Below are 11,324 nucleotides of genomic sequence, written 5' to 3' on the forward strand. Positions count from 1 at the left end.
AAGGACTTCAATCACAGTCTGCCATGCCGGTTTTTCTGAATATCTGGCGCTCTGTCACCCTTCACACTTGAAAAATGGGTGTCGACCCCCACTTTAATATTCAGGAACCGGCTTTGTAGCGTGTTGGCAGCGAAATATGCGTTTGCTGCATCAGAGTTCACGGGTTCATCCAAATTCACTCGCACTGAGGTTGTTATGGGCAAGTTATTTCTGTTGTTGGTCGGTCTGGTGCTGCTCGAGCTCACCGTGATGATCGAGGTGGGCTCCGTGATTGGCGCCTTGCCAACCGTAGGCTTGCTGGTGCTGACCGCCGTGCTCGGGTCATCGCTGGTTCGCAGTGAAGGCATCAAGACCCTGCTCAATGCGCAGCAAAAAATGCAGCAAGGGGAGATGCCGGGTCGTGAGGTGATGGGGGGCATGATGCTGGCGCTGGCCGGCTTGCTGCTGATCATCCCGGGCTTTGTGACCGACTTCTTCGGTATCCTGTTGCTGCAGCCCTGGCTGCGCAACAAGCTGGCTGACAAACTCATTGGCAGCAATCAGTTCCGGATGCAGATGGGCGGTTTTCATGCCCAGCAGCCCCCATTCGAGGCGCGTCCAGGCGAGGAACAACCGGGTCAAGTCAATCGTGGCGGGACCACCATCGAAGGCGAATTCGAGCGTAAAGAGTAAGCCTCTGTAGCGAAGCTGTGCCTGTCAGGGTTTGCCCTGATGGCACAATCGCTCGAAACGGTGGCGGGCATACCACCATGCCAGAGTGCCCGCTGCCAGATTTGCCAGCAGTATCCCCAGATAGACTCCCTGTTCCCGTCCCAGCTCCGCCCCCAGCCAGGCCCCTGGCAACAAGAAGACAAACAGCCGCAATCCGTTGAACAGAAACGAGATACTCGATGCCCTGACGCCGTTGAGTGCCGAGGCCAGCAGCATCACCATGCCCTGGAAGCCATACCCTATGGGTACCAGGTGCAAATACAGAATGATGAGGCGCACTACTTGTGGATGATCGCTGAACAGGTTGGCGATAAGCGGTGCCAGCAACCAGGTCAGCCCGTATACCCCGAGCTGGAACAGCAAAGCGAAGCGCATGCAAAATTGCAGTGCGGCCCTGGCGCGGGCCGGGTTGCCAGCCCCGCAGTTTTGCGAGATGAAGGGGGCCAGCACGGAGGAGAGCGCCATCATCACTATGAGCAGCAGTGCCTCGACCCGGGAGGCGGCGCCGTAGGCGGCCACCACTTCGGTGCCCAGACCGGCGAAGATGATCATCAGCACCGCATTGGCCAGGGGGTTGAGCATGTTGGTGAAAGAGGCCGGCACGGCCACGTGCAGCAGGGCGCGCCAGTGGGCTAGCAATTGTGGGCGAGGGGACAGGCGCCATCGCAGCAAGCCTTCCCGATGGCGCAATATGTAGAGGCTGACCAGCATGGCCATCAACCAGGAGATCGACGTGGCGATGGCCGCCCCGCGGATCCCCCATTCGGGAAAGGGGCCTATGCCAAAAATGAGCAGGGGATCCAGCACGCCGTTCACCAGCCCCGCCACCGTCATCACCAGGCTGGGCGTTTTGGTATCCCCGGTGGCCCGAATGGCGGCATTGCCCACCATGGGCAGCACCAGCATGGGCACGGTCAGATACCAGATAAGCATGTAGTCATAGATGAGGCGGATCAGCTGATCGCTGGCGCCGAGCAGCCGAAACAGGGACTGTATGGTGCATGCTCCCAGCAGCGAGAGGAGCGTGACCAGCACCACGGCCAGAAACAGGCAGTCGGTGGTGATGCAGGCGGCTTCGTCATGTTTGCCCTGACCGAGGGCATGGCCGATGACGGCGGAGAGCCCGGCCCCCAGCCCCATTGCTAGCGAGGTGACCACGAAGGTGACCGGGAAGGTGAAGCTGATGGCGGCGAGTGCCTGGGTGCCCAGCATGCCGATGAAGAAGGTATCGACCAGATTGAATGCCAGTATGGCGATGATGCCGAGGATCATGGGGCCCGTCATGCGCAGCAGCACGGACGTCATGGGGGCGGTCAGCAGGGGGTTGGGTCGGGTCACGAGCTCGTCTCTATACATCTGGCGAAGTGAGTTCTGGCTGCAGGCAGCACAAACCCGGTTTCCTGACCGGGACACGGGCGATCCATCGAAGATATTCATAGTACGTGAAAATATTTTTTTTGTATTTGCCCTTGAAGGGTTAACAAAAACGCCCCACATCAGAGACATATCTAATTTGGCCAGGAATGGCCATTCCTCAAAGCAACACAGAGACTCATTTTGGGAGAGTTATCGATGAAAATTCGTCCACTGCACGACCGCGTCATCATCAAGCGCATCGAAGCTGAAGCCAAATCCGCTGGCGGCATTGTCTTGACTGGTACTGCGGCCCAGAAGTCCACCCGTGGTGAAGTACTTGCCGTGGGGACTGGCCGAATTCTGGATAATGGCGATGTCAAAGCCCTCGCCGTCAAGGTTGGTGACAAGGTGATCTTCAACGAAGGCTACGGTGTGAAGACCGAGAAGCTGGATGGTCAGGATGTACTGATCCTGTCTGAAACCGACATCCTGGCGATTGTCGAAGCGTAATCCACCCTTTCCCCTGCGAATTGATTGAAGGATTGAAGAAAATGGCAGCTAAAGAAGTCAAATTTGGCAACGAAGCCCGCATCAAGATGCTGGAAGGCGTAAACATCCTGGCCGATGCCGTCAAGGTTACCCTGGGTCCGAAAGGCCGCAACGTGGTACTGGACAAGTCTTTCGGTGCACCGACCATCACCAAGGATGGCGTCTCCGTGGCGCGTGAAATCGAACTGGAAGACAAGTTCCAGAACATGGGCGCCCAGATGGTCAAGGAAGTTGCTTCCAAGGCCAACGATGCTGCCGGTGACGGTACCACCACAGCAACCGTACTGGCTCAGGCCATCGTCAACGAAGGTCTGAAGGCCGTTGCTGCCGGCATGAACCCCATGGATCTGAAGCGCGGTATCGACAAGGCCGTGATCGCCGCCGTTGCCGAGCTGCAAGTGCTGTCCCAGCCGTGCGCTGACAACAACGCCATCGCTCAGGTAGGCACCATCTCCGCCAACTCCGACGAGAAAGTGGGCAGGCTGATTGCTGAAGCCATGGACAAAGTCGGCCGTGATGGCGTCATCACGGTTGAAGATGGTCAGGGCCTGGACGACGAGCTGGCTGTGGTAGAAGGCATGCAGTTCGACCGTGGCTACCTCTCCCCCTACTTCGTCAACAAGCCGGAAACCGGTGCCGTTGAGCTGGATGATCCCTTCATCCTGCTGGTGGACAAGAAAGTATCCAACATCCGCGAAATGCTGCCGGTGCTGGAAGGCGTTGCCAAAGCAGGCAAGCCGCTGCTGATCGTTGCCGAAGACGTGGAAGGCGAAGCGCTGGCTACCCTGGTGGTCAACACCATGCGTGGCATTGTGAAAGTGGCTGCCGTCAAGGCGCCGGGCTTCGGTGACCGTCGCAAGGCCATGCTGCAGGATATCGCCATGCTGACCGGTGGTACCGTGATCTCCGAAGAAGTAGGCATGGAGCTGGAAAAAGCGACCCTGGAAGATCTGGGCCGTGCCAAGCGTATCGTCATCACCAAAGAGAACACCACCATCATCGATGGCGTGGGTGATGCTGCCCTGATCGAAAGCCGTGTGGCCCAGATCCGTCAGCAAATCGAAGAGACCTCTTCCGATTACGACCGTGAGAAGCTGCAAGAGCGCGTAGCCAAACTGGCTGGTGGCGTTGCCGTGATCAAGGTCGGTGCTGCGACCGAAGTCGAGATGAAAGAGAAGAAAGCCCGTGTTGACGATGCCCTGCACGCAACCCGCGCTGCTGTAGAAGAAGGCGTTGTTGCTGGTGGTGGTGTGGCGCTGGTACGCGTTGCCGCCAAACTGGCCGGCCTGCGTGGTGACAACGAAGATCAGAATGTGGGTATCAAGGTTGCCTTGCGCGCCATGGAAGCCCCGCTGCGTCAAATCGTCATCAACGCTGGCGAAGAAGCCTCCGTCATTGCCAACGCCGTGAAAAATGGTGAAGGCAACTTCGGCTATAACGCTTACACCGAACAGTACGGTGACATGCTGGCCATGGGTATCCTGGATCCGACCAAGGTTACCCGTTCTGCTCTGCAGTTCGCCTCTTCCATCGCCGGCCTGATGATCACCACAGAGTGCATGATCACCGAGCTGCCGAAGAAAGATACCCCTGCCATGCCTGACATGGGCGGCATGGGTGGCATGGGCATGATGTAATTCAGTCCTGGTTACCAAACGGCTCGCTTTTGCGGGCCGTTTTTTTTATGGCGACTAAACTGAGTCTATTGTTGGTGACTTTTTCTGAGGTGAGTATGCGTGCACTGGGTTTGATTCCATTACTGTTTTCTCTGGCGATGCCGGTCATGGCCCTTGAGGCGCCGCAGGGTCCCGTCATCTTGACGGTGACCGGCAATGTGAAGCCTGCCGAGGCAACAGAGGGGGAGGTGGCTTTCGATCTGGCCATGCTCAAGGCCTTGCCCCAGCATGAGATAGTGACGGGAAATCCCTGGGTCGACAAACCGCACAAGTATGTGGGGCCCAAGCTGGCAGATGTGTTGGCTGCCGTCGGAGCGGATGGCAAATCCATTACCCTGACCGCCCTGAACAGTTTTCAGATACGGATCAACTGGGACAAGGTCAGCAAATACGATCCCATTCTGGCCTGGCAAGATGACGGTGTGACCATGCGGGTACGGAATAAGGGGCCGCTTTGGTTTATCCTACCGCTGGATCAGCATCCGGAGCTGAAACGATCAGAGTTCACTGACATGATGATCTGGCAGTTGAATGCGGTTGACGTTCAACATTGATATAACGGCGTGCGGGAGTGCGAGTGAAAGCAAAGACCAAGGCGTGGCCTTTACTTGTCGTTCTTTACCTATCCATCCTGTTGTTTACGGGAAGTACCCTGTATTGCCTCGCGCAGATACAGAATGCGACCCGGGTGATGGAAAAGTACACCTATGACGTCTCCTGGGCGCTGATGCAGTTGCAGCTGGAGTTGGGGCGCTTCCTCAACTCCGTCGAGATCTACCATTATGGTGGCATCGATCACGACACTCTGATGCTGCGTTACGACATCCTCTGGAGCCGCACGCCAATCCTGCTCAGCGGGCAGTTGCGCCAGAGCATGAAAGACAAGCAAAAGACCCTGCGTCTGGTGCAGCTGATTGAAAGCAATATCCGCGAGATGGAGTCCAATATCTCCAATCTGAAGTCGGGTACGCCAGATTATCAACAAATCATGATGCGATTGGCCCCTCTGCAAGAACCTCTCTCCTACTCTCTCGCCTCTGTGATGCAAAAGAACATCAATGTCTATTCCGGTAATGACAAACGCTTTGGCCAGCTGCGCAACGCCTTGCTGTTTATGGTTTCCGGTCTGGTGTTGTCCGTGATGTTGCTCAGTGGCCTGCTGATCCGCGAGGCGCGCCGCCATTTCCGGGCTGCAAGAGTCGATCCCCTGACCGGGCTGGTCAATCGGCTGGCGTTGCTGGAGAAGATGGAATCGTACGCAACCAAGGAGATACCATTTGGTTTGGTACTGGTCGATATCAACGATTTTCGGGATATCAACAGCAAATTTGGCTACAACACCGGCGACTTTTTGCTGCAGGAGATGGCAAAGCGGGTCCGCGGCCTGTGTGAAAACGGTGAGTGGGTGGCGCGTCTGGGTGGAGATCAGTTTGCCATTATCCAGCGTGAGAGCAGTGACCTGCGGCAGGTGAGAGAGCTGGTTGTACGCCTGCTTCATGCGCTCAAGCAGGACATCATCATCGACAACTACCCCTTCCGGCTGGAGGTGGGGATAGGTATCGCCTTCTTCCCGATGGACAGCAAGCTGACCCTGGAGCTGCTCAGTCGGGCCGAGCAGGCGCTGTTCCACAGTCGCAAGACTCATGTCCCTTATGTCATCTATGACAACTCGCTGCTCAATGAAACGGCGCGGCGCAAGCATCTGGCAAGCGACATGATCATGGCGCTGGAGCACAACGCACTCGAACTGTATTACCAGCCCATCGTCAATCTTGAAAGCGGTCGCTGCGAGGCTGTCGAAGCGCTGCTGCGCTGGCGTCACCCTGAATTGGGGTTCATTCCGCCCAACGAGGTGATCCAGGTGGCGGAAGAGTTCCAGCTGGCCGAGAAACTGGGCAGCTGGGTGCTGAACACCGCCTGTGAGCAGCTCTATCAGTGGCAGCAGCTTGGACTGGTCGACTTGCAAATGTGCGTGAATATCTCGCCTGGCATGTACCAGCGCAATTTGTTGAAACTGGTCGCCAAGGCGTTGATGGATCACCATATCCCGGCCGCCAGCCTGGTGTTGGAGGTGACGGAAGACACCACAATGCGCGAGGTGAAGAATTCCCTGCAGCTGATGCAGGATCTGAATCAACAAGGGGTGCAGTTGGCGCTGGATGATTTCGGTACCGGCTACTCATCTCTCAGCTATCTGCAGAAATTGCCGGTCAGCAAGGTGAAGATCGATCGCTCCTTCATCCAGGGGATCGATACCTCGATAGAAGCATCTGAACTGGTCGCCAACATTTGCCGTATGGGTTCCATGCTGGGCAAGAGTCTGGTGTGCGAAGGGATTGAAACTCAGGCGCAGCTCGATGTTTTGCGTACACTCACTGATATGCATCTGTATGGACAAGGTTATCTGTTCAGCCGCCCCGAGCAGGCCGAGAAGATATATCAGACTCTTCTGGAGATGGAGGAGGCGTGGTTGAAGTGGAGCCAGCCGGGTAAGGCGTATTTAATTTAGCCAAAACAGTTCATGTTTGGCGCAAGATGGCCGATAGTCTTAGGGCAGGAGGTACACCATGGATATATCTAGTTCTGCTAATGCGTCGTTTGGTTCTGCGTTGATGACGGCCAGTCTGGCCAAAAAACAGCAGACTCAAGAGGGCGAAGCTGCGCTGAAGCTGTTGCAAAATGCAGCCCAATCCGCGCCGGTTGCACCGACATCGGCCAGCGGCTCGCTGGGAAGCAAGATCGATATTCGCGTCTGACCCTAATGAAAAAGCCCCCATCTCGCGATGGGGGCTTTTTTATATCTGCGATTTGCTTCGCATCCCTTCAGGTCAGAGCGGGAAGGGCGCTGGCGCCTCGAAGGTCATCCGCTCGCCACTGCGGGGGTGGCTGATGGTCAGCATGGCCGCATGCAGGTAAAGATGGGGCGCTGCCGCCAGTGCATCCGGATGGGCATAGAGGTTGTCACCCAGAATGGGGTGCCCCAGCTCCAGCATATGGACGCGCAGCTGGTGGGAGCGACCCGTGATGGGGGTCAGCTTGATCAGGCTGTTGCCGTTCTGCACCTTCAGTTTTTCCCACAGGGTCAGGGCGTGGCGTCCCTCCTCAAAATCCACCTTCTGTTTCGGGCGGTTGGGCCAGTCGACGCAGAGCGGCAGGTCGACCTGACCCGAGTCTGCTTCTGGCTCGCCCCACACCCAGGCGAGGTAGTGCTTCTCGGTCTCCCGCTCGCGAAATTGCCGACTCAGCTCCCGATGAGAATTGGGATTGAGGGGAATGACAATGACGCCCGTGGTGGACATGTCGAGGCGATGGGCGGCTGCCGCCTTGGGGTGCTGCTGCTTCACCCGATGCAGGACGCTGTCTTCATTCTCGGGGCCGCGCCCGGGGACGCTCAGCAGGCCGGTGGGCTTGTTGACCACCATGATGTCCTTGTCCTTGAACAGGATATCGAGCCAGGGTTCCAGAGGCGGTGAGTATTCAAACATAAATGTCTCGCATCAAAAGGTGGGGCAAGCCCCCCATCAGTTATGGGTAACCACAATCATAAAGGGCATGGGATCCCGCGTGAGCCGGAGCCGGTCATGCCTCTTCACTGACTTGTCAGTTATGGATGACCACGATAATAAAGTGCATGGCATCCAGCCTGAGCCGGATCAGGTCATGTCTCTTCATTGCCGCGTCAGTTATGGGTGACCACGATAAAGCGGATTGCATCCAGCTTGAGTTGGGTCTGATCGATCAGGTGGTGCAATTCTGCCTGCAGATTGCGCAGATAATCCAGCTCGCTGTCACGCACGTTCGGATTGACTGCCTTGAGCGCTTCCAGACGATCCAGATCCTGCTGCAGGGTCTGCGCCATCCGGGCACGGGCCTTGTCGACAATCCCGGCTTTCAGCTCTTCGGCAATGACCTGGCCCTTGCCAATCAGACCGTGAATCACCGGCTGGGAGGCGGTGACCAACTTGCTGCCAAGGTGGCGGTTGACCGGGGTCAGCTGGCGGTTGAAGGCATCGAATGCCACCTTCTCGCCCAGATTCTGGCCGTTCTTGTCCATCAGCAGGCGGATCGGTGTCGGCGGCATGAAGCGATAGAGCTGGGGATGGGCCGCAGACTCGGCGACGAAGATCAGCTCAAGCAGGATGGAGCCGATGGGCAGCGCCTTGTTCTTGAGCAGGGCCACAGACGTTGCGCCGATCTCGGAGCCCAGAATGAGGTCGATACCGCCGCGCATCATGGGGTGATCCCAGGAGAGCAGCGCCATGTCATCCCGTGACAAGGCGGTCGGGCGATCGAAGGTGATGGTCATGCCATCCTGCGGCAGGCCCGGGAAGCTGGATACCAGCATGTGATCACCCGGAGTCAGCACCAGCGCGTTCTCGCCTCTGTCATCCTGATTGACGCCGATCTCGTCGAACATCTTGAGGGCGAAGGAGACCATGCCGGTGTCATCATCTTCGGCGGCCAGCTTGTCAACCAGTTGCTGGGCTGCGGCGCCACCGCTGGAGTGGATCTCCAGCAGGCGATCGCGACCCTGCTCCAGTCTGGCTTTGAGCGGCTCGTGCAGCTCGCGGGTCTTGATCAGCAGGGCGTCGAGGGTCGCCTGCTCGCCGGTGTTGGCGGCCAGCAGCTCGAACAGCTCGTCACGCACAGCTTCGAATACCGGGCGGGCAGTCGGGCAGGTCTGCTCGAACGCATCCAGACCATCGTGATACCAGAGCTGCAGGGCGCGCTGGGCAGTCCCTTCCAGATAAGGAACGTGGATCTCGACGGTATTCTGCTGACCGATACGGTCCAGACGACCGATGCGCTGTTCAAGTAGATCCGGATTGAGGGGCAGATCGAACAGCACCAGATGACTGGCAAACTGGAAGTTGCGACCTTCTGAACCAATCTCGGAGCAGAGCAGCACCTGGGCGCCACCATCCTCTTGCGCAAAATAGGCAGAGGCCTTATCCCGCTCGAGGATGGACATCCCTTCATGGAATACAGTGCCGCGGATCCCTTCACGGGTGCGCAGCGCCTCTTCCAGCGCGATGGCGGTGGCCGCTTCGGAGCAGATCACCAGCACCTTTTGCTGGCGAGCAGAGAGCAGCAGCTCCAGCAACCAGTCGACGCGGGGATCGAACTGGGTCCAGGTAGCGTTTTCCCCTTCGAACTGCTGGAAGATCTTCTCGGGATAGAGATAGCGCAGGGCGCGGGTCTGCAGATCGCCGCCATTGCCACCCATCATACCCATCACCTTGATAGCAGTCTTGTACTGCTCCGGCAGTGGCATGGGGTAGACGTTGAGGTGGCGCTCGGGGAAGCCCTGAATATTGGCGCGGCTGTTACGGAACAGCACCCGGCCGGTGCCGTGCTGATCCAGCAGCTTGGCAACTGCCTGCTGGCGGGCAGCCGCATCGCTCATATCCAGCCCTTCCAGCTGGCTGGCAAGGATCTGCCTGGCTTCATCGCTCAGGGTCTCGCCATCCAGCAGTTCTTGCGCCGCGCTGGCGACCTTGCCATAAGCTTGCTCCTCGGCGAGGAAGGCCTCGTAATCGTAGAAGCGCTCCGGGTCGAGCAGGCGCAGACGGGCAAAGTGGCTCTGGTGGCCCAACTGATCCGGGGTGGCGGTCAGCAGCAGCACACCCGGCACTTGTTCGGCCAGCGCTTCCACCATTTCGTAGGCGCGGCTTGGGGCATCGATGCTCCACTCAAGATGATGCGCCTCGTCGACAACCAGCAGATCCCACTCGGCTTCCAGCACCTGCTCGAAACGACGACGCTTCTTGCGCAGGAAGTCTAGGCTGCAGATCACCAGCTGCTCGGTCTCGAAGGGGTTCTCCGCATCGGCGAAGGCCTCGATACATCGCTCCTCGTCAAACAGCGAGAAGTGCAGGTTGAAGCGGCGCAGCATCTCGACCAGCCATTGGTGCTGGAGAGTCTCGGGCAGCAGTATGAGCACGCGATGGGCGCGACCGGAGAGCAGCTGCTGATGGATGATCATGCCCGCTTCGATGGTCTTGCCCAGGCCCACTTCATCGGCCAGCAGTACGCGCGGAGCATAGCGGTGACCCACTTCATGGGCGATATAGAGTTGGTGCGGGATCAGGCTGACCCGGCCACCGGCCAGACCGCGAGTCGGGTTAAGGCGACGTTTATGCTGGTTGATCAGCGCTTCGTAACGCAGGGTAAAGCGGGACATACGGTCAATCTGACCGGCGAACAGGCGATCCTGCGGCTTGTTGAATTTGATAAAGTTGCTGAGAAACACTTCCTTGAGGGCAACGGGCTCATCATTGTCGGTGCGTACACCTACATATATAAGCAGACCGTCTTTTTCCTGCACTTCTTCGACCGTCATGGTCCAGTCTTCGTGAGTGGCGATCTGATCGCCCACATTGAAGCTGACCCGGGTTACCGGAGCCTCTTCTTTGGCATACATGCGGTTTTCACCGGTAGCCGGAAACAACAGGGTAACCATGCGTCCTTCAACAGCAACGACAGTCCCCAACCCCAGATCCGTCTCTGTATCACTAATCCAACGCTGGCCAAGTGCAAAAGGCATTAAACTCTCCAAAGCCCAAGAGTGTGTGAATCGCAAAGGGGCGCTATGTTACCCGAAGGCGTGACCTCGATCACCATGCATATGGAAGTGGGCGGTGCCAATTCGCTACAAGTTTGATCTATCGCTGCCAAGACATCATTGAAGATAGACATATGTCGCCATATGAGTGTGTTGTTGCGGGATAAACAGTCTTTTTGGTGAATTGATGAGCTGTTGAGATAATAATTCGAATTTAATTCGAAACGCCCCTTGCAAGCGTGATCCAGATCCCTATAATGCGCCACATCGACAGGGCAAGCGGCAACGCAAACAACCTCGTCGATAACCTCGAAAAGCCTTTGAAAATAAGGCTTGACTCGAGAAGGCGGTTGAGTAGAATTCCACTCCCGCAGCAACACACTGTTGCGTCGCTCTTTAACAATTTGAATCAAGCAATCTGTGTGGGCACTCACAGCATCGAACATCAAACAATTTTGTTGATTTTC

At 57.3% G+C, this 11,324-nt stretch carries 10 protein-coding genes; 6 read left to right on the forward strand and 4 right to left on the reverse strand.

The window, feature by feature from the left end; all coding sequences use genetic code 11:
* Positions 1-195: 195 nt before the first annotated feature.
* Positions 196-672, forward strand: coding sequence for an FxsA family protein (locus OKC28_RS11095; protein WP_005318970.1), 477 nt, complete (start codon positions 196-198; stop codon positions 670-672).
* A gap of 24 nt (positions 673-696) precedes the next feature.
* Here the strand turns inward: OKC28_RS11095 and OKC28_RS11100 are convergent, their stop codons facing one another.
* The gene (locus OKC28_RS11100) at positions 697-2,067 is read right to left on the reverse strand and encodes an MATE family efflux transporter (protein WP_256687426.1); all 1,371 of its coding nucleotides are present in this window, start codon (positions 2,065-2,067) and stop codon (positions 697-699) included.
* 216 nt (positions 2,068-2,283) lie between these two features.
* Here OKC28_RS11100 and OKC28_RS11105 point away from each other — a divergent pair, with 216 nt between their 5' ends.
* From OKC28_RS11105 to OKC28_RS11125, 5 genes are all read left to right on the forward strand, one after another.
* Positions 2,284-2,577, forward strand: a complete 294-nt coding sequence (locus tag OKC28_RS11105) for a co-chaperone GroES (RefSeq protein WP_005318973.1) — start codon at positions 2,284-2,286, stop codon at positions 2,575-2,577.
* A 41-nt stretch (positions 2,578-2,618) separates the two neighbouring features.
* A complete protein-coding gene (groL, locus tag OKC28_RS11110) occupies positions 2,619-4,253 on the forward strand; it encodes a chaperonin GroEL (protein ID WP_005318975.1) in 1,635 nt (544 codons plus the stop codon).
* A 95-nt stretch (positions 4,254-4,348) separates the two neighbouring features.
* Positions 4,349-4,846, forward strand: a complete 498-nt coding sequence (locus OKC28_RS11115) for a hypothetical protein (RefSeq protein ID WP_005318977.1) — start codon at positions 4,349-4,351, stop codon at positions 4,844-4,846.
* Positions 4,847-4,869: 23 nt separating this feature from the next.
* Positions 4,870-6,801, forward strand: a complete 1,932-nt coding sequence (locus OKC28_RS11120; protein WP_256687431.1) for a putative bifunctional diguanylate cyclase/phosphodiesterase — start codon at positions 4,870-4,872, stop codon at positions 6,799-6,801.
* 58 nt (positions 6,802-6,859) lie between these two features.
* On the forward strand, positions 6,860-7,048 hold the full coding sequence (locus OKC28_RS11125) for a hypothetical protein (RefSeq protein WP_021140099.1): 189 nt from the start codon (positions 6,860-6,862) through the stop codon (positions 7,046-7,048).
* A gap of 72 nt (positions 7,049-7,120) precedes the next feature.
* On the opposite strand, the gene rluA is transcribed toward OKC28_RS11125, so the two are convergent.
* From rluA to OKC28_RS11140, 3 genes are all read right to left on the reverse strand, one after another.
* The gene (gene rluA / locus OKC28_RS11130; RefSeq protein WP_270689221.1) at positions 7,121-7,777 is read right to left on the reverse strand and encodes a bifunctional tRNA pseudouridine(32) synthase/23S rRNA pseudouridine(746) synthase RluA; all 657 of its coding nucleotides are present in this window, start codon (positions 7,775-7,777) and stop codon (positions 7,121-7,123) included.
* A 194-nt stretch (positions 7,778-7,971) separates the two neighbouring features.
* A complete protein-coding gene (gene rapA, locus OKC28_RS11135; RefSeq protein WP_256687436.1) occupies positions 7,972-10,839 on the reverse strand; it encodes an RNA polymerase-associated protein RapA in 2,868 nt (955 codons plus the stop codon).
* On the reverse strand, positions 10,839-11,324 hold a 486-nt coding region (locus OKC28_RS11140; protein ID WP_270689223.1), incomplete at its 5' end, for a hypothetical protein. The genes rapA and OKC28_RS11140, both read right to left, overlap by 1 nt.

It is taken from the genome of Aeromonas sp. D3, assembly GCF_027705025.1.
In the GTDB taxonomy this organism is placed as follows: domain Bacteria; phylum Pseudomonadota; class Gammaproteobacteria; order Enterobacterales; family Aeromonadaceae; genus Aeromonas; species Aeromonas salmonicida.